The sequence below is a fragment of the Niveibacterium terrae genome (assembly GCF_048213115.1).
Taxonomy (GTDB): Bacteria; Pseudomonadota; Gammaproteobacteria; order Burkholderiales; family Rhodocyclaceae; genus Niveibacterium; species Niveibacterium terrae.
Genome location: NZ_CP172404.1, coordinates 2,621,194 through 2,639,415 on the forward strand (window position 1 = coordinate 2,621,194; position 18,222 = coordinate 2,639,415).

Here is an 18,222-nt window from a genome sequence, read left to right on the forward strand (position 1 = left end):
CATGCGCATCCTGCTCGTCTCCGACGTGTACTTTCCGCGCGTCAATGGCGTTTCGACCGCGATCGAGACCCACCGCCGCGGTCTCGCCCAAAGAGGGATCGACGTCACGCTGATCGCGCCGGCCTACGACGACGAGCCCGAACAGCAGGGGATCATCCGGCTGCCCGGATGGAAGATCCCGGGCGACCCCGAGGACCGGATCGTGCTTCCCCACACGATGCGCTGCGCGGTCAGAGAGGCGGCAGAAAGGGCCGATCTGATCCACATCCAGACTCCGTTCTCGGCGCACTACGCGGGGATCGCGGCGGCGCGCGCGCGGCAGATCCCGGTCATCGCGACCTACCACACGCTGTTCGAGGAATACCTGCACCTCTACGCGCGCCACCTGCCCGAAGCCTGGCTGCGCGCCTTCGCCCGAAGAATCTCTCGCAGCCAGTGCAATGCGCTGGACGCGACGATCGTCCCGTCAAAGGCGATGGAGAAGCGGTTGCGCGAATACCGGATAGAGAGTCCGCTGCACGTTCTGCCGACCGGAATTCCGCTTGCGCAGTTCGCGATCGGCGAGAAGAGCGCCCATCGCGCCCGCTTCCGCTCCCGCTACCGGATCCCGCCCGGGCAGCCCGTCGCGCTCTTCGTTGGCCGCGTCGCGCATGAGAAGAACCTGCGCTTTCTGATCGACTCTCTCGCCCACGCCCGTCAGACGACCCCCGAGCTGCTGCTGGTCATCGCCGGCGAAGGCCCCGCCCAGGCCGACCTGCAGGACTATGTGACGCAGCGCGGCCAGCAGGACCACGTCCGCTTCCTGGGCTATCTCGATCGCGAACACGAACTGCCTGACTGCTATGCGGCGGCCGACCTGTTCGCTTTCGCGTCCGTCACCGAAACCCAGGGCCTCGTGCTGCTCGAAGCGATGGCGGTGGGGCTGCCGGTCGTCGCGCTGGCCGAGATGGGGACTCGCGATCTGCTCGAAAAGGGCCGGGGCGCGATCGTTCCCCGCTTTGAAGTCGCCGACTTCGGCGCCGCGCTGGCTGCTCTGGTCGCCAATCCGCAGCGCCGCACCGAGCTGGGCGCCCAGGCGAAAGCACTGGCCCGATCCTGGTCGGACGAGGATCTGACCGACCGCCTCGCCGAGCTGTATCGTCTCGAAATCGCTCAAAAAACGGAAACGAAGCCGATATGGAAAGCCCATTCAAGGGAAAAACAGGCCTGACGCGGATCTGGAACGCCTTCCACTACTCGATGGACGGGTTTCGCGCAGCCTACAAGAATGAAGATGCCTTCCGTCAGGAGGCGCTGCTTGCGGCTCTGCTGATCCCGGCCGCCTGCCTGCTGCCGGTCGGAGCCCTGGGGCGGGCGCTGATGATCGCCAGCGTGCTGCTGGTGTTGATCGTCGAGCTGATCAACTCGGCAATCGAAGCCGCGATCGACCGGATCTCGCTCGAAGATCATCGCCTGTCAAAACGCGCCAAGGACATCGGCAGCGCCGCAGTCTTCGTCGCCCTCGTCAACGTCGTCGCGGTCTGGCTCTGCGTGCTGCTGGCCTGACCCACCCGGAGAAATCATGGACAACGCGCTGAAAATCGCGCTGGTCACCGAAACTCATCCGCCCGAAGTCAATGGCGTCGCGATGACGGTCGGACGCCTCGTCAGCGGGATGCGCGAGCGCGGCCACCGCATCGAGGTGATCCGTCCGCGGCAGATGCGGCGGGAGACGCCGCTCGCCGGCGAGATCCTGGTCGGCGGCCTGGAAATCCCCGGCTATGCCGGGCTGCGCTTCGGCCTTCCGGCCGCGTCCCGCCTCAAACGGCTGTGGCGGGAGGCGCGGCCCGATGCGGTCCATATCGTCACCGAAGGGCCGCTGGGCTGGTCGGCGCTCAATGCCGCGCGCCGCCTCGGCCTGCCGGTCACGAGCGGCTACCACACGAATTTCGACCGCTACTCGCGCCATTACGGCGCGGCGGTGATGACCGGCACGATCGCCCGCTGGCTGCACCACTTCCACCGCCGGACCGATGCGACGCTGGTACCGACCCGCGAACTGGCCGGCGAGCTCGCGACCCACGGCATCCCAGGTCTGTGCGTGGTCGGCCGCGGCGTCGATACGGCCCTTTTCTCGCCAATGCGGCGCGATGGCGCCTTGCGCCGCAACTGGGGCCTGGAGGAAGCCGGAGTCGCCGTGCTCTACGTCGGCCGCCTCGCCCCCGAAAAGAACCTCAGAGTCGCCGAGGACGCCTACCGACAGCTCGCGGCCAGGCTTCCCGGCACGCGGATGATCTGGGTCGGCGACGGCCCCGAGCGCGAGCGGCTCTCGCGCGCCCACCCCGACCACCACTTCGCGGGAGCCCGCTACGGAGTCGATCTGGCGACCCATTACGCGTCGGCCGACCTCTTCCTGTTTCCGAGTCTGACCGAGACCTTCGGCAACGTCACCGTCGAAGCGATGGCCAGCGGCCTTGCGGTCGTCGCCTTCGACAGCGCGGCCGCTTCCTTGCTGATCCGCACCGACGAGACCGGAGCGCTGATCGCCCCGGACGCGCCCGAAGCCTTCAGCGAAGCCGCGCAGCGCCTCGCAGCCGATCCGGACCTGCGCCGCCGGCTCGGCGAAGCGGCGCGCCGCCGGGTCCAGCCCCTGGGCTGGAACGCGGTCGTCACCGACTTCGAGAACGCGATCCGCGAAACGATCGCCGCAAAGGCGGACTGAAGCACAGAACAAATCGATCTCACGCAGAGCCGCAGAGATCGCAGAGCCCCTCTTCAGAACAGGTAGCTGCGTCCGAACCGGCACTCAGGAATTCCGCCCCTTGTCCGGCTGGGTGGCCAGAAGCACATGAAGAACGCTTTTGACTCTCTCTGCGGCTCTGTGGCTCTGCGTGAGGAATGCCTTTCGGGCATCAGGCTGCGGTGATCGTCACCTCGGCGAACTTGCGCTTGCCGACCTGGAGCACGACTTTCGCGCCGACCGCGAGGACGAGGCCGCGATCTTCGAGCTTCTCGCCGTCGATGCGCACGCCGCCCTGCCCGATCATCCGGATCGCTTCGGACGTGCTGGCGGTCAGACCGGCTAGCTTGATCACCTGCAGCACCGGCAGGCCTTCGGCGGGCGCGGCGAGACTGAGCTGGGGCAGATCGTCGGGGATCGCATTGCGCTGAAAGCGCGCCTCGAAGTCGGCGAGCGCATCCTCAGCCGCGGCGCGGTCGTGGAAGCGGGTGATGATCTCCTGGGCCAGTTCGACCTTGATGTCGCGCGGGTTTCGTCCCTCGGCAACCTGCTGCTTGAGCGCCGCGATCTCGGCGTTCGAGCGGAAGGACAGCAGATCGTAGTAGCGCCACATCAGCTCGTCGGACACCGACATCAGCTTGCCGAACATGTCGCGCCCCGACTCGGTGATGCCGATGTAGTTGCCCAGCGACTTGGACATCTTGTTAACGCCATCGAGCCCTTCGAGCAGCGGCATCATCTGGACGATCTGCGGCGTCTGACCTTCCTGCTTCTGCAGCTCGCGGCCGACCAGCAGGTTGAACTTCTGGTCGGTGCCCCCCAGCTCGACATCCGACTTGATCGCGACCGAGTCATAGCCCTGGCACAGCGGGTACAGGAATTCGTGGACGGCGATCGGCTGCTGATTGCCGTAGCGCTTCGCGAAATCGTCGCGTTCGAGCATCCGCGCGACCGTGTAGCGGGAAGCGAGCCGGATCATGCCGGCCGCGCCGAGGCCGTCGAACCAGGTCGAGTTGAAACAGACTTCGGTGCGTTCGGGGTCGAGGATCTTGAAAACCTGGGCCTTGTAGGTCTCGGCGTTCGCCAGAACCTGCTCGCGCGAGAGCGGCGGACGGGTCGTGTTCTTGCCGGTCGGATCCCCGATCATCGCGGTGAAGTCGCCGATCAGGAACATCACATGGTGACCCAGATCCTGAAAATGACGCAGCTTGTTGATCAGCACCGTGTGTCCCAGGTGCAGATCGGGGGCGGTCGGATCGAAGCCGGCCTTGACCCTGAGCGGACGTCCGAGTTTGAGCCGCTCGACGAGCTCGGATTCCAGAAGGATCTCCTCGCTGCCGCGACGGATCAGTTCGAGTTGTTCCTGAATGCTTGCCATCGATGAAATTCGCCCGTGTGTGAAATTTGCTACTATCGGACCCAATCTCCGCGCACCCAAGATCATGAGCCTGAAGGCAAAAACCATAATTCTAGCGCGGCTGAGAGAACTTAGAGAGCAAACCCCCGCCCTGTTCTGGACAGGGATCGCCGCAGCCGGTGTCTCCCTGTTCGGGATGATGACCGCGGTCGCCGTGATCCCGGGCTCCGAAGTCGGGCTGCCGCGACAGCGCACCGTCGTCGAAGAACTCGCTCTCTCTCCAGCCGTGATCACCGAGTCCGAGGACTCCGCCTACTACCACGAAGACAGGATCCGCCGCGGCGATACGATCGCCGGCGTGATGGCCCGCCTCGGCATCGACGACGACGAAGCTGAACGCTTCGTGCGCAGTGATCCTGCCGCCCGCGACGCGCTGCGCCGCCTCGTCCCCGGCCAGAACGTCCATGCCTCGACGACCGCCTATGGCCAGCTCCTGAGCCTGGAACTCCCCGGCAAGGATGCCGATCACCTGATCCTGCTCGAACGCCGCGAAGGCGAACTTCACCTGACCGAACAGCCGCTCGCGCTGCAACTGAGCACCCAGGCCAAAGCCGCGACGATCGCGAGCTCGCTGTTCGGCGCCACCGACGAAGCGGGCCTGCCCGACTCGATCGCGGTCAGCCTCGCCGAGATCTTCGGCTCCGAGATCGACTTCCACCGCGATCTACGCCGCGGCGACAGCTTCCGCGTCGTCTATGAAGTGATGAGCAACCGCGGCCTGCCGGTGCGCACCGGGCGCATCCTGGCCGCCGAATTCGTCAACGCCGGGGTCCACTACACGGCAGTCTGGAAGAACGCTGAAGGCGGCAAGGGCGATTACTACGCGGCCGACGGTCGCTCCCTGCGCCGCGGCTTCCTGCGCTCTCCGCTGGAGTTCTCGCGCGTCACGTCGAACATGGGCATGCGCTTTCACCCGATCCAGAAGACCTGGAAGCAGCACAAGGGCGTCGACTATGGGGCCCCCATCGGCACCCGGGTCCGCGCGACTGCCGACGGACAGGTCGTATTCGCCGGACAACGCGGCGGCTATGGCAATCTGGTCGTGCTGCGCCATGCAGGCGGCATCGAGACCGCCTATGGCCACCTGTCGAAGATCAGCGTCAGACAAGGCGAGAAGATCCATCAGGACGACACGGTCGGCCTGGTCGGCATGACCGGCGCCTCAACCGGCCCTCACCTTCACTACGAATATCGGGTCGCCGGAGAGCCGCGGGATCCGCTCAAGGTCGTGCTGCCCGACGCGCCGCCTCTGGCCGGCCGCGATCTGGCCAGCTTCCGCCAGCGCAGCGCCAGCCTGCTCGCCGAACTCAAGCTGACCGAACCGAGCCACAAGGCCAGGGCCGAATGAGCGAACTCTTCGTCGGCTTGATGTCGGGCACCAGCCTCGACGGAGTCGATGCCGTGCTCGCCGATTTCGCCCCGGCGATACCGCGGGTGCTCGCCAGCACCTGCCTGCCCTACCCGGCGGCGCTGCGTCAGTCGCTGCTCGAACTGAACCTCGCCGGACACGACGAGCTGCGCCGCGCCTCCGAACTGTCAGTCGAACTCGCACGGCGCTACGCCGAAGCGAGCCTCGCCGTGATCGCGCAGGCCGGCCTCGAACCGGTCGCGGTCCGCGCGATCGGCTGCCACGGCCAGACCGTGCGCCACCAGCCTGCGGCCGGCTACAGCCTGCAGCTGAACCAGCCGGCGCTGATCGCCGAGCTGACCGGGCTTGCCGTCGTCTCCGACTTTCGCAGCCGCGACATCGCGGCCGGAGGCCAGGGCGCACCGCTGGTTCCCGCCTTCCACGACCAGGTCTTGAGAAGCGCCGGGCGCCACCGGATCGTGCTGAACGTGGGCGGCATCGCGAATCTGAGCGATCTCGCCCCGGACAGGCCGACCCGGGGCTTCGACACCGGCCCCGGCAACATGCTGCTCGACGCGTGGGCCGCCCGCCACCTCGGCAAAACCTATGACGCTGGCGGGGCCTGGGCCGCTCAGGGGGCCGTTCTGCCCAAGCTGCTCGATCGCCTGCTCGCCCACCCCTTCCTCGCCCTCGCCGCGCCGAAGAGCTGTGGCCGCGAGGAATTCCATCTGGGCTGGGTCGAACCGATGATCCCGGCCGGAGCCGATCCCGCCGACGTGCAGGCGACGCTGCTCGAACTGACGGCCCGGACGATTTGCGACGCGATCGCGCGCGAATGCGGCAAACCCGACGAAACCTGGGTCTGCGGCGGTGGCGTGCACAACACCCGTCTGATGGAGCGCCTCGCCGCGCTCTTGCCCGGCACGGTCGGCAGCACCGCAGAACTGGGGCTCTCGCCGGACGATCTCGAAGCGCTCGCCTTCGCGTGGCTCGCCCGGCAGACCCTCAGAGGTTTGCCGGGCAATCTTCCGGAAGCGAGCGGCGCGCGCGGTCCCCGCGTGCTCGGCTCTATCACGCCGGCATGAAGGGTTCGCTGCGCGCCTCGCTGTGGATGCTGACGGCCAGCCTGCTCTTCGCGGCGATGGGCGCCAGCATCAAGTTCGGTTCGAACAGCTTCGGCGCGATCGAATTCGTGTTCTGGCGCAACCTCGTCTCGGCGCTCGCGATCGGCACCTATGCGGCGGCGATCGGCGAGCGCGTCACGACGCCGCTGTGGCGCATCCACCTGACCCGCAGCCTGTCCGGCTTCATCGCCCAGGTGCTGTACTTTTTCGCGATCGTGAGCCTGCCGATCGCGACCGCCTTCACGCTGAACTACACATCGCCGCTGTGGCTCGCGGTTCTGGTCGCGCTCGTCACCCGCGAGCGCTTCCGCCCCGGCATCTGGGGCGCTCTGGCGCTGGGCATGATCGGTGTTGCGCTGCTTCTCAAGCCCAGCCTCGCCCACGCGCCGTGGGTCGGCGCGCTCTACGGTCTGGCCGGTGCCGCGATCTCGGCCCTCGCCTATCTGAACGTGCGCCGCCTCGGCGAAGCCCACGAACCCGAATGGCGGACCGTGTTCTGGTTCTCGGTCGTCTGCACGGTCGGCAGCGCTCCGTTCGCGCTGATGGGCGCGCACCATCCCTTCTCCTGGTCCGGGCGCGAGCTGGCGATCATGCTCGGCGTCAGCGTCTTCGGCATCAGCGCCCAGCTCGCGATGACCCGGGCCTATTGCTACGGGAAAACACTGCTCTCGGCCGCGCTGTCCTATTCGACCGTGGTCTTCGCGACGCTGATCGGCGTCTTCGCGTTCGACGACTCGCTCGACCCGCTCTCGCTGGCCGGCATCGCGGTCGTCATCGCCAGCGGCATCCTCGCCGGCCATCTGTCACGCCGGCCGGCCAGATAGAACTCCGCCCCCCTCAGACGGTGAAGTGGCTGATCCGCGCGCGCAAATCGCGGGCCATCTGCCGCAGCTGCTCGACGATATCGCTCGACGAGCGGCTCGTCGTCGCGGTCTTCTCGGCCATCTGCGCAACCACGTCGACCTGCTGCGCGAGCAGGGAACTCGCCGCGCTCTGCTCGCGGATCGCACTGGAGATCTCCTGGATCTGCCTGAGCGTCTGCTGCGTCTCGTCGCGGATGCAGGAGAGCGACTGAGCCGCCGCCGCGGTCAGCTGCTTGCCCTTTTCGACTTCAGGCAGGATCTGTCCCATCGCCTCGACCGCGGCGCGGGTGTCCTGTTGAACGCCCGCGATCATCTGTTCGATTTCGCTGGTCGAGTTCGCCGTGCGCTCGGCGAGCTTCCTGACTTCGTCGGCAACGACCGCGAAGCCCCTGCCCTGCTCTCCGGCACGGGCCGCTTCGATCGCCGCATTGAGCGCCAGAAGATTGGTCTGACCGGCAATCTCCTTGATCACCGAGGCGATGTTCGAGATCTGGCCGGCCCGCGCATAGAGAGCTTCGATCTGCCGCGAAGCGCTGTCCGCCGATTGGGCGATCAGCAGGATGGCCTCGTTCGCGCGATCCAGATGATCGACCCCCTCGATCGAGGTCTGCGCCGAACTCGACGAGTAGCGCTCGGTGTCGGTCGCCCGGTCAGCGATATGGGCACTGCTGACGGTCAGCTCCTCAATCGCCGCCGCCATCGCGGAGGTCGCGTCAGACTGCTGAGCGGCCGCGCTGACGACGTTGTCGGAAACGACGCTGATCGATTCCGCGTTCTCCAGCAGGCGGGAACCATTCGCATCGATCTCGCGGATCAGCTTGCCCAGCTCGGCCGCCATGTTGGCAATCGCGAGCAGCAGCAACGAAAACTCATCGGAGGCCTTGCCCGCGCTGCCCACATCGAGATCCAGGTGACCTTCTTTGACCCGTTCGACCTGGACCAGTGCGATCGCGAGCCGCCGGAACACCTTGCGATCGATCAGAAGAAAAGCCGCGACGATGAAGACCAGGATCAGCGAGTTGGCCAGGATATAAACCCACTGAAAGCGTTGGCCGTCGGCGAGCAGCCGGTCGCTGGCCATCGCGATCAGCGCATTGCTGGCTTTGATCTCCTTGCCCACTTCCGCGAGCCCGGCATTGATGAACGGCGCCACTTCGTCGATCGCCCGGGTCGAGAAGTCATCGCGCGCCAAGACATTGCCGACCGCCTTCTGGTAGTCGCGCGCCGCGTCGAGAAAGCGCTTGAGGTTTTCCCGGTTCAGCGCATCGCCCCCCGCGGTGTCGGCAGACTCCGCCGCCGCGGCAAAGCTCTGCTCGGACTTGCCGATCAGCTCGTCCAGCCCCGAGTTGCGCTCCTTGACGATCGCCCGCAGCTTGTCCATGTCCGGACCGGAAGCCGCCTTCTCCAGCGTCGCGCGGATGAAGCCGTTCTGGATGCCACGGATCTGCAGCCCGACCGCCATGATCGAGTCGTTGTAAGCCTTGAGTTTCTGCAGGGTCAGCGTTGTCCGCTCCCGGGACCGGGCATCGAAATGACTGACCGAGAACGGAACCGTCGCCAGAAGAAACATCACGGCAAAGATGCCGGCGAAAAAAGTTCTCACTTTCACGACTGCCTCCGTGTTCCGACGACCGCAAAGTGCGCACCAACCCTGAAGAGACATATACCACGCCCACGCCTACGGCCGGGCGGAGTTCTGTCACGGCGCGAACCTCGCACAAGCGATCGCGCGGGGGCACAACAAAACACCGGCCACCGGCCATCCGTCACAAAAAGTCCACGATCAGCTTCACGGCCTTGACGCTGCGCAGAGATCAAGCGCGAAAGCCGCGCGGATAATGACGCAATCCTGCCCACCTGGAGCTCGCCATGATCACCGCAGAAGTGCGTGACGGCCGCGTTGAAGCCGCAGTGTTCGGAAAGCTGACGCTGGACGATTTCCATCTGTTCGAACAGCAGATCGAGGCCCAGGTGGCCGGCGGAGCGCCACTGTGCGCTTTCGTCGACTTGCGGGCGATGGACGGTCTGACGCTCGACGCCGCGATCGAGGACTACCACTTCACCCGGCGCCATGCGCAGCTCAAAGGGCGCATCGCGGTGCTGACCGAAAACGAATTCGACACGATCGGCGCCTGGCTCGAACAAGCCCTCGTCGAGGCGGATATCCGCCTCTTCGACGACGAATCGAACGCCCGCACCTGGCTGGACAGTGAGGAAGCCTGACATGAACAGTCCCTTGATCAGCGCGGAAGCGCTCGCCGAACCCAATCCCCGCCGCATCATCTTCGATGTCCGCCACGATCTGGCCGACCCCGGCTATGGCCGCCGCGCCTATGCGGCCGGCCATGTCCCGGGCGCCTTCTTCCTTGATGTCGAGAACGAGCTCTCGGGCGCCCGGACCGGCAGCAACGGCCGCCATCCGCTGCCCGACCCTGAAGTTTTCGCGGCACTGCTGCGCCGCTACGGAGTCGGCAAGGACTCCGAGATCGTCGCCTACGACGATGCGGGCGGCATGTATGCGGCAAGGCTGTGGTGGCTGCTGCGCTGGATTGGCCACGACATCGTCGTCGTGCTCGACGGCGGCTTCTCGGCCTGGCTCGCCGACGATTTCCCGCTCGAAAAAGCCGAGCCTCCCCGCCCCGCGGCAGGTTCGATCGCGGTCGACCGGCTCACCGAGACGGTCAGCGCCGCCGAGCTGCTGGCCGAAATCGAGGCGCCGCGCTGGCTGATCGTCGATGCCCGCTCTCCGGAGCGCTTCCGCGGCGAGAACGAGACGATCGACCCGGTCGGCGGCCACATCCCCGGCGCGCGCAACCGTTTCTTCCGCGACAACCTGTCGCCCGACGGCCGCTTCAAGCCGCCGGCCCTGCTCGCCGCGGAGTGGCGGGCTTTGACCGAGCCGCGGATGATCTCGGAAGTCGTCTGCCAGTGCGGTTCAGGCATCACCGCCTGCGTCAATCTGCTGGCACTGGAGATCGCCGGCTTGCCCGGCGCACGCCTCTATCCCGGTTCGTGGAGCGAATGGTGCTCCGACCCGAAACGCCCGGTCGAAGTGTGATTCCCTGCCCGTGCGCGAGCCGGGTAAACTCGCGTTTTCCCGGCACGCAGCAGGCAAAACAGTGAACAAGAAAATCGGTTTCATCGGCACCGGCAACATGGGCGGCGCGATCATCGGCGGCATCGTCGCGAGCGGTCTGGCGAGCGGCGCCGACCTGATCGTCTTCGACGCCGACCCGGCCAAAGCGGCGGCGGTCGCCGCGAAGTTCGGCGTCCAGGCCGCGGCCTCGCTGACGGAACTCGCCCGCGCCACCGACATCCTCTTCGTCGCGGTCAAGCCTTACGCGGTCGCGACGGTGCTCGAAGAAGCGGCGGCGGCGCTGAAGGCAGACTGCATCGTGGTCTCGATCGCGGCCGGCGTCACGCTGACGAGCCTTGAAGCGGCGCTCGGCGGGCCGCGCAAGCTGATCCGCGCGATGCCGAACACTCCGGCTCTGGTCAATGCCGCAATGTGCTCGCTGACGCCGAACGCGCTGGTCAGCGACGAGGATCTCGCGGCGGTCCAGGCGATCTTCGCGTGCTTCGGCGAGGCCGAGGTCGTCCCCGAGAAGCTGATCCACGCAGTGACCGGCGTATCGGGCTCGGCTCCGGCCTATGTGTTCATGTTCATCGAGGCGATGGCTGACGCGGCGGTTCTGGGCGGGATGCCCCGCGACAAGGCTTACCGTTTCGCCGCCCAGGCCGTGCTCGGCTCGGCGAAGATGGTGCTCGAAACCGGCAAACACCCCGGCGAATTGAAGGACATGGTCTGCTCGCCCTCGGGCACGACGATCGAGGCGGTCCAGGTTCTCGAAGAGAAGGGCTTTCGCGCCGCGGTGATCGCCGCAATCACCCGCTGCATGGATAAATCGGAAGCGATGAGCCGCAGCTGAAGAGCTCCGGCGATCAGACCAACGCCTGACGGGTCGGCCGCGCGAGGTTGCCAAAGAGGCGCAGGCCGAAGCGCAGCCGGCTCGCATCCCAGGGGGTGAAGCGACGCAACTGGTAGCGCTCGTCGGCTGACGCCGAAGCGCCCCAGGCGGTCGAGACCGCCGCATCGAAGCCCAGCGCCTCGACCATCGCGACATGACGGGACGTGTAGTCGCGCCCCGGTTTGCCGTTCGGATAGGCGAACAGGCCCACGCGCCGGTCGATGATCGCTTCGAGTTCGCGCCGTCCGGCGCAGATCTCCTCCCGGGCGTCGTGATCGGACAGGCCCGCGAGAATCGGATGGCTGACCGTGTGGGCACCGATCTCGAAGCCCTGAGCTGAAAGCACCCTGAGTTGATCGCGGCTGAGCATCAGATCTTCGGGAAGGCGCGCCTGAGCCGAGGTCGCGATTTCGCGCACGGCCTGCTCGCGCAGCAGAGGCGGCAGATACTTGATCCGCCCGATCAGGGTCTGGGCACTGCGGCCGCGCGCGCCCCAGTCCGCGAGCGAGTAGCTCCCCCAAGGGCCCAGATCGAGTTCGCTGAGCGGCGAGCGGCGGATCGCTTCGATCAGGCTGTCATTCCACATCCGCCCGCCGTTGATGTAGCCGGAGGCAACGAAGAAAGTCGCCGGCAGACCCTGGCTTTTGAGCCGCGGCGCGGCGACGGTCAGATTGTCCGCATAGCCGTCGTCGAAGCTGATCGCGGCGGCGCGTTCGGGCAGACTCCCCTCCCTGAGCCGGGTCACCGCGTCGCTGAGCGGCAGCACATTGAACCAGCGGGATATCCAGCCCAGCGCGGCCGAGAAGCGCGCGGCATCGATCTCGCCGGGGAACATCGGGTCGCGCTCGGGAAGAACCCTGTGCCAGAGGAAGATCGACAGCCGGGCGCGGCGTCCGGCGGGAGACAGGGCTTTCAGGCAGGAACGGATCAGCATCAGCAGCGCACCGAGGCAGTGGACAGCCCGGGCGGAACGGGCTTGGGCAGGATTGCGGGCGAATCCGCTGCGCGGACAGCGAGCATCCGTTCGCGCAGCAAGCGTTTCATCGCAACGGTCACGACGGTCGCGTAGTAAGGCATGTCCCAATAGGTCATGCTCAGGAACGCGCCGCCGACCGCGAAAACGGCCAGGCTGACCTGAAGCATCCGCGCCAGAGACACCATCCACGCGAACTCGGGGATCGCTGGCGCGTGGCGGATGACCCAGCCAGCCTGAGACCAGGCGGTAATTCCTATTCCGAGGAAAAGGAAGAGGCCGATGAAACCGTGCTCACCGAGGACTTCGAAGTAGATGCTGTGCGCGGCCAGAGGAATGTTCGGATTCGGCGCATAGAGTCCGAACACGAAGGTGTTGGCCAGCGCGAACCCCCCTCCGGTGATCCGGTCGCAGGCCAGATTGAAGGCCATGTGCCAGGAATTGATCCGGCCCATCGCCGACGCATCCTGATCGTAAGTCTGGATCGTCTCCATCCGGTTGAACCATTCTGCCGGCAGGAAAGCCACCAGAAGAGGAAGCGCGGTGAGAACCACCATCAGCAGCAGGATTTTCCTGCGGCTTTTCATGAACAACATCAGAACCATCGCGAAGAGCGCCAACAAGGCTCCGCGCGAATGGCTTCCGACCGAGGAGAGCACCGAAAAGGGCACACAGAGAAGCAGGCCCCATTTCGCCCAGCGATTGCTGACCTGCCCCGCCAGGAAGATCAGAAGAGGCACGATCATCAGCGCGGCGAGCGCGAAAGAATTGTTGTCCTCGATGAAGGAGACGGACGGCCCATAAACCCGGTAGGAGCCGCCGGAGAGCAGCGTGAAAATTCCCCCCTTGGTGCTGAGAAAGGCGATGGACAGGGTCATGACCCAGACCAGCTCCTTGATCTGGCGCTCATTGACGATCACGCACATCGCGACGACCGTCATCAGATAGATCTTCAACACCCGCGAAACCATTTCCCACGAAGGTTCGGGGAAGAACGCGTAGGCCTGGGTCACGCAGATCCACAGCGAGAGCAGGATCAGCAGGATCTGCGCCACCCCGAAGGGCGGGCGTTTCTCGTCGCGGCTCATCACGAGTCCGATGAAGACCGCCGCCGCGGCGATTGCGGCAACCGGAAGCGAGTACAGCGCCCCCCATGAGAAGCGGTGCGGATTGAGCAGGCTGACGAAGACCCAGAGCAGGATTCCCCGCGACGGATGGGTCAGCACAAAGGGGATGGGCCCGAAAACCATCAGCAGGATCACAATGTCACGCAAGGCATCCTCGCAAATCAGTGCACCGGGCGCCCAGCGCGGGAGAGCCCTCGGAACCAGTGTGCCAGCTCTCGGCCGAAGCGAATGCCAGAAGCGTCACGGGCGCGCTCATGCTTCTGAGGAAAAAGCGACGCGCCTGCCGCGGGCGGCGAGCAGCGTCTCGAACAAAGCGATCTGCGCCCGACTCGTCTCGTCCCAGGCAAAGGCTTCGGCGTAGCGGCGGATTGCGGCGCGATCCGCATTGCGTTCGAACACACTGCGCACCGCCGCCGCCAGCGCCTCGGCGCTGCGCGGCAGGAACAGCTCTCCGGCAACAGGATCGCGGACGACTTCGGGCGTCCCCCAGATTCGGGTCGCAGCGACCGGAGTTCCACAGGCGAGGCTCTCCAGCAACACGTTGGCCCAGCCTTCGCGCGACGAGGCGAGGATCAGCGCATCGGCTGCGCTATACCACTGCGCGAGCTCGGCATTGGGCCGGGCTCCGGCAAAGAGGATGCGCCCGGCCAGCCCCGCTGCGCGGGCCTGGCGCTCAAGCGCGCCCCGCTCCTCGCCGTCGCCGACGATGACGAGGCGGCAATCGGGAAGCCCGGCCAGTGCCTCAATCGCCAGGTGATGACCTTTTCGCTCGACCAGATGGCCAACCGAGACCAACAGCCGCCCCTCTTCGGGAAGGCCCAGAGCGCGCCGCGCCGCGGGCCGGGGCAGCGGGCGGAAGCGCTCGAGATCCACGCCATTGCGCAGCACATGCAGGCGGGCGGGATCGGCGCCGAGCTCGGCCAGCCTATCCATCAGCGCCGCGCAGACCCCGATCGAAGCGCCGGCCCTTGCCGCCGCCCAGAGAATCATCCGCCGCGGCAGCGGGTGCTCGGGGATCAGGCTCAGATCCGTGCCGCGCGCGGTCACGATGAAAGGCTTGCCGAACCACTGCGCGAGCAGAGCCGCGGCGACCCCGTCCGGATAGTAGTAGTGCGCATCGATCAGATCGAAGTCGAAACCTTCGCGGATCAGTCGGGCGAGCGCGGGCCGGGCGCCCAGCGCGAGCAGCAGCGGCGCGACGTTCATGCCGACCTTTGGCGGCAGCAGATAGCGCGGATGGCGCACTTCGATGCCGAAGCGCTGCTCGAGTGCGGGCGTCGCGGCCATCTTCGCCCATTCGCCAAAGCGCGGGTGAGAGGACGGAAACCAGGGCACCGGCGCGAGAACCCGGGCCTCGACGCGCCCGCTCTTGAGCAGTTCGCGCAGCCTCGTCTCGACGAAGATGCCGTGCTCCGGCCGGCTCGCGCTCGGGTACAGCGTCGAGAACAGCAGCGTGCGTATCGTCATGCGGCGGTCGGGGCGAGCGTGCGGTAGATTGCCGCGTAGCGCGCAACACTGCTCTGCCAGGTGCGTTCGCGCTCGACGAAGGCACGCCCGGCCGCGCGCAGAGCCGGCCAGCGGCTGCGCTCGGCGAGCAGCCGGGAGAGTGTCGCGGCCAGAGCCGCCGCATCGCCGGCCGGGAACAGCACACCGTTGACGCCGTCGCGGACGAGCTCCTTGTGTCCGCCGACATCGGAGGCGACGAAGATGCGCTGCTGAGCCATCGCTTCGAGCGGCTTGAGCGGAGTGACCAGCTCGGTCAGGCGCATCGCATGACGCGGATAGGCCAGCACATCGACGAGATCGTAGTAGCGGTGGACTTCGTCATGGGGAACGCGGCCGGTAAACACGACCTTGTCGGCAATGCCCAGCGCTTTGGCCTGGACGCGCAAGGCCTCTTCCTGAAAACCGCCGCCGACCAGCAGCAGCCTGGCGGACGGGCGCTGCGCAAGCACCCGGGGAAAGGCGTCGAGCAACAGATCGAGCCCTTCATAGGCATAGAAGGAGCCGATGAAACCGATCACTTCGGCATCATCGAGCCCCAGACGGCGGCGCAACGCGGCATCCGGCGCCGAGCCGGGTGAGAAGGCTTCGGCATCGACCGCGTTCGGAATCACCGTGACCCCGGCGGCCGGAACACCGCGCCCGACGATATCGGCACGCAGACCTTCGCAGATGCAGGTCACATGATCGGCGTGGCGCAAAGCCCAGGTTTCGAGCGCATGAGTGAGCTGGTAGCGGACACTGCCTTCCCGGGTCGTGCCGTGATCGACCGCGGCGTCCTCCCAGAACGCCCGCACTTCATAGACGACGGGAAGATGGTGACGACGCCCCACCCGCAGCGCGGGGATCGCGTCGAGCACCGGCGAATGCGCGTGCAGGATGTCGGGCCGCAGCTGTGCGATCAGCATCTCCAGCCTCGCCTCGGTCGCCCGCATCTGGCCGATTTCGCCGAGCAGCGGCAGTCGCGTCCAGTGTCCTGCGGGCAGGGGCGTCCGGTAAAACACCAGGCCATCGACCTCTTCGCGCAAAGCCGCGGTTCTCCCCTGTTTGGGCGAAGTCAGATGAAAAGTCTCCCAGCCCAGCCGCCGCTGCTCGCGCAGGATCGCCGCGGTCCGAAACGTATAGCCGCTGTGCAGCGGAATCGAGTGATCGAGGATATGCAGAATTTTCATCTCAGGCCTTTTGCAAACAACTCCTCCGCCAGCAAACCGTCAGAAGCGAACCCGTGCCTCAGCAAGGAAGGACTTCGCCCTGCATCGGAGCTTCTTCCGCAAGCCTCTCGATCTTTCCGCCCTCCAGATTGCGCAGGAAGGCTTCGAACATCAGCACGGACCAGATCGACGCGCTGTAATCCTTGATTCCGGACTGATGGTCATCGACCATATGGCGCAGATAGCGGGGGTTGAACCAGCCGGTATCGGCGAGGCGTTCGCCGAGCAGCGCCTGCCTGACCCGATCCTGGAGCGGACCACGGAACCAGCGCGCCAGGGGCACGGCGAAACCCATCTTGGGACGGTAGAGGGTTTCCCGGGACAGATAGGGTTCGAGCGAACGCTTGAACAGGAACTTGCCTTCCGCACCACGCAACTTGAAGTGCGAAGGCAGGCTGGCGAACCACTGCACGAGTTCCTGATCCATCAGCGGAGCGCGCACTTCGAGCGAATGCGCCATCGCGGCGCGGTCGACCTTGGTGTTGATGTCGCCGACCAGATAGGTCTTCAGATCCAGATACTGGATCAGCGCCAGCGGATCGTCGGTGCCGGCCTGCGCGGCATGACGGTGAAAAACCTCGGCCGCCGTATAGCCGGCCAGGCCCGTGCGAAAACTGTTTGAAAACAGCTGCCGGCGCTGCTCGGCGCGCATCACCGATACCGAGTGCAGATAGGCGTCGACCGAATCGCGGGCCAGAGCTTCGAAAGTGGTCTTTGCGCGCAGACTCTGGGGCGCCCAGTCCGCTTTCGGATAGATCCGGCCGAGCAGGCCAAACAGCGGTTGGCGCAGGCCCAGCGGCAGCAGCGCGCGCATCCTCTCCTCGTTGCGGTGCAGGCGATGGCGCCGGTAACCAGCAAGGCTCTCGTCGCCGCCATCGCCGGACAGGGCCACGGTCACATGGCGGCGGGCGAGCTGGCTGACCCGATAGGTCGGGATCGCCGAGCTGTCGGCATAGGGTTCATCGTAGAGCCAGGCCAGCTCGTCGATCAGGCTGAAATCATCGCACGCGACCAGTCCGGAGTAGTGGCGGGTCCGGTAACGCTGGGCCACCCTGGCCGCATAGGCCGACTCGTTGAAGGTCGGGTCGTCGAAGCCGATCGAACAGGTATTGACCGGATCGGGAGACAGATGCGCCATCGCGGCCACGACGGCGCCCGAGTCGACGCCCCCCGACAGGAAGGCGCCCAACGGCACATCGGCAACCATCCGCAAGCGCACCGCTTCGCGCAGCCGCGTGATCAGTTCGCCGCAGGCATCCTCGAAGCTGATCGGATTGTCGAGCGTGAAATGGACATCCCAGTACTGAACCGGTTCGGGGGCGCTCTGGCCACGGCGCAGGCACAGAGTGTGGCCGGGCGAGAGCTTCTTCGCCCCCTTGAAGATCGTCCTCGGCTCGGGGACATAACCCAGCGCGAAATAGTCCTCGACGCACTCGGGATCGATCTCGCGCCGAAAACCCGGATGGGCCAGCAAGGCCTTGAGTTCGGAGCCGAAGATCACGGTGTCGTCTTCGAGCCGCGCATAGAAGAGCGGCTTGACCCCGAGCCGGTCGCGGGCGAGGAAGAAAGTCTGCTTGCCGCGATCCCACAGCGCGAACGCGAACATGCCCCGAAAATGGCTGACGCAATCCTCGCCCCACTCTTCCCAGCCGTGGACGATCACTTCGGTGTCGCTGCGGGAGTGGAAGACATGGCCCGCCGCCTGCAGCTCGGCGATCAGCGCACGGAAATTGTAGATCTCGCCGTTGAAGACGACGACGACCGAGCCATCCTCATTGAACAGCGGCTGCTGCCCGGTCTCCAGATCGATCACCGACAACCTGCGGTGGGCCAGAGCGAGGCCAGGCTCGAAGTGCGAGCCGGTCTCATCGGGTCCCCGGTGACGCTGGACATAGGCCATGCGTTCGAGCAGCTCGCGACTGACTTCCCGCCTGCCCTTGAGGTCGAACACGCCAGCGATACCGCACAT

16 protein-coding genes are annotated in these 18,222 nt (G+C 66.1%); 9 read left to right on the forward strand and 7 right to left on the reverse strand.

What is annotated here, in order from left to right; genetic code table 11:
- Position 1: 1 nt before the first annotated feature.
- The 3 genes from ACHFB9_RS12085 to ACHFB9_RS12095 are packed head-to-tail and all read left to right on the forward strand — an operon-like array spanning position 2 to position 2,701.
- Positions 2-1,210 carry a glycosyltransferase gene (locus tag ACHFB9_RS12085; protein ID WP_417067426.1) on the forward strand — a complete coding sequence of 403 codons (1,209 nt, stop codon included), beginning with the start codon at positions 2-4 and terminating at the stop codon, positions 1,208-1,210.
- Positions 1,177-1,545: a diacylglycerol kinase gene (locus ACHFB9_RS12090; RefSeq protein WP_417067427.1), complete on the forward strand. Its 369-nt coding sequence runs from the start codon at positions 1,177-1,179 to the stop codon at positions 1,543-1,545. The genes ACHFB9_RS12085 and ACHFB9_RS12090 overlap by 34 nt, the downstream gene beginning before the upstream one ends.
- A gap of 16 nt (positions 1,546-1,561) precedes the next feature.
- Positions 1,562-2,701: a glycosyltransferase family 4 protein gene (locus ACHFB9_RS12095; protein WP_417067429.1), complete on the forward strand. Its 1,140-nt coding sequence runs from the start codon at positions 1,562-1,564 to the stop codon at positions 2,699-2,701.
- 190 nt (positions 2,702-2,891) lie between these two features.
- Here ACHFB9_RS12095 and tyrS read toward each other — a convergent pair whose 3' ends face one another.
- Complete coding sequence (tyrS, locus tag ACHFB9_RS12100; RefSeq protein WP_417067431.1) at positions 2,892-4,097, reverse strand: tyrosine--tRNA ligase; 1,206 nt, start codon at positions 4,095-4,097, stop codon at positions 2,892-2,894.
- Between the two features lie 178 nt (positions 4,098-4,275).
- Between tyrS and ACHFB9_RS12105 the strand changes: the two genes are divergently transcribed.
- Genes ACHFB9_RS12105 through ACHFB9_RS12115 form a run of 3 tightly spaced genes read left to right on the forward strand, consistent with a single transcriptional unit; the run spans position 4,276 to position 7,432 of the window.
- On the forward strand, positions 4,276-5,484 hold the full coding sequence (locus tag ACHFB9_RS12105) for a peptidoglycan DD-metalloendopeptidase family protein (RefSeq protein WP_417067433.1): 1,209 nt from the start codon (positions 4,276-4,278) through the stop codon (positions 5,482-5,484).
- A complete protein-coding gene (locus tag ACHFB9_RS12110) occupies positions 5,481-6,569 on the forward strand; it encodes an anhydro-N-acetylmuramic acid kinase (RefSeq protein WP_417067434.1) in 1,089 nt (362 codons plus the stop codon). Before ACHFB9_RS12105 ends, ACHFB9_RS12110 begins: the two co-directional genes overlap by 4 nt.
- Positions 6,566-7,432, forward strand: coding sequence for a DMT family transporter (locus ACHFB9_RS12115; protein WP_417067435.1), 867 nt, complete (start codon positions 6,566-6,568; stop codon positions 7,430-7,432). Before ACHFB9_RS12110 ends, ACHFB9_RS12115 begins: the two co-directional genes overlap by 4 nt.
- A gap of 13 nt (positions 7,433-7,445) precedes the next feature.
- Here ACHFB9_RS12115 and ACHFB9_RS12120 read toward each other — a convergent pair whose 3' ends face one another.
- Complete coding sequence (locus ACHFB9_RS12120) at positions 7,446-9,080, reverse strand: methyl-accepting chemotaxis protein (protein ID WP_417067436.1); 1,635 nt, start codon at positions 9,078-9,080, stop codon at positions 7,446-7,448.
- Positions 9,081-9,340: 260 nt separating this feature from the next.
- Here ACHFB9_RS12120 and ACHFB9_RS12125 point away from each other — a divergent pair, with 260 nt between their 5' ends.
- The 3 genes from ACHFB9_RS12125 (at position 9,341) to proC (ending at position 11,400) form a co-directional block, all read left to right on the forward strand.
- Entirely contained in the window at positions 9,341-9,694 is a 354-nt protein-coding gene (locus ACHFB9_RS12125; protein WP_417067438.1) for an STAS/SEC14 domain-containing protein, read from the forward strand.
- 1 nt (position 9,695) lies between these two features.
- A complete protein-coding gene (locus tag ACHFB9_RS12130; protein WP_417067439.1) occupies positions 9,696-10,529 on the forward strand; it encodes a sulfurtransferase in 834 nt (277 codons plus the stop codon).
- 61 nt (positions 10,530-10,590) lie between these two features.
- On the forward strand, positions 10,591-11,400 hold the full coding sequence (gene proC / locus ACHFB9_RS12135; RefSeq protein WP_417067441.1) for a pyrroline-5-carboxylate reductase: 810 nt from the start codon (positions 10,591-10,593) through the stop codon (positions 11,398-11,400).
- A 13-nt stretch (positions 11,401-11,413) separates the two neighbouring features.
- Here the strand turns inward: proC and ACHFB9_RS12140 are convergent, their stop codons facing one another.
- The 5 genes from ACHFB9_RS12140 to ACHFB9_RS12160 form a co-directional block, all read right to left on the reverse strand.
- Positions 11,414-12,373 (reverse strand): polysaccharide deacetylase family protein, encoded by a 960-nt coding sequence (locus tag ACHFB9_RS12140; RefSeq protein WP_417067442.1) that lies wholly within the window; start codon positions 12,371-12,373, stop codon positions 11,414-11,416.
- Positions 12,373-13,686, reverse strand: a complete 1,314-nt coding sequence (locus ACHFB9_RS12145; RefSeq protein WP_417067444.1) for a putative O-glycosylation ligase, exosortase A system-associated — start codon at positions 13,684-13,686, stop codon at positions 12,373-12,375. Before ACHFB9_RS12145 ends, ACHFB9_RS12140 begins: the two co-directional genes overlap by 1 nt.
- A gap of 105 nt (positions 13,687-13,791) precedes the next feature.
- The gene (locus ACHFB9_RS12150; protein WP_417067445.1) at positions 13,792-15,006 is read right to left on the reverse strand and encodes a glycosyltransferase family 4 protein; all 1,215 of its coding nucleotides are present in this window, start codon (positions 15,004-15,006) and stop codon (positions 13,792-13,794) included.
- Entirely contained in the window at positions 15,003-16,214 is a 1,212-nt protein-coding gene (locus ACHFB9_RS12155; RefSeq protein ID WP_417067446.1) for a TIGR04063 family PEP-CTERM/XrtA system glycosyltransferase, read from the reverse strand. Before ACHFB9_RS12155 ends, ACHFB9_RS12150 begins: the two co-directional genes overlap by 4 nt.
- 58 nt (positions 16,215-16,272) lie before the next feature.
- Positions 16,273-18,222 carry an XrtA/PEP-CTERM system amidotransferase gene (locus tag ACHFB9_RS12160; RefSeq protein ID WP_417067448.1) on the reverse strand — a complete coding sequence of 650 codons (1,950 nt, stop codon included), beginning with the start codon at positions 18,220-18,222 and terminating at the stop codon, positions 16,273-16,275.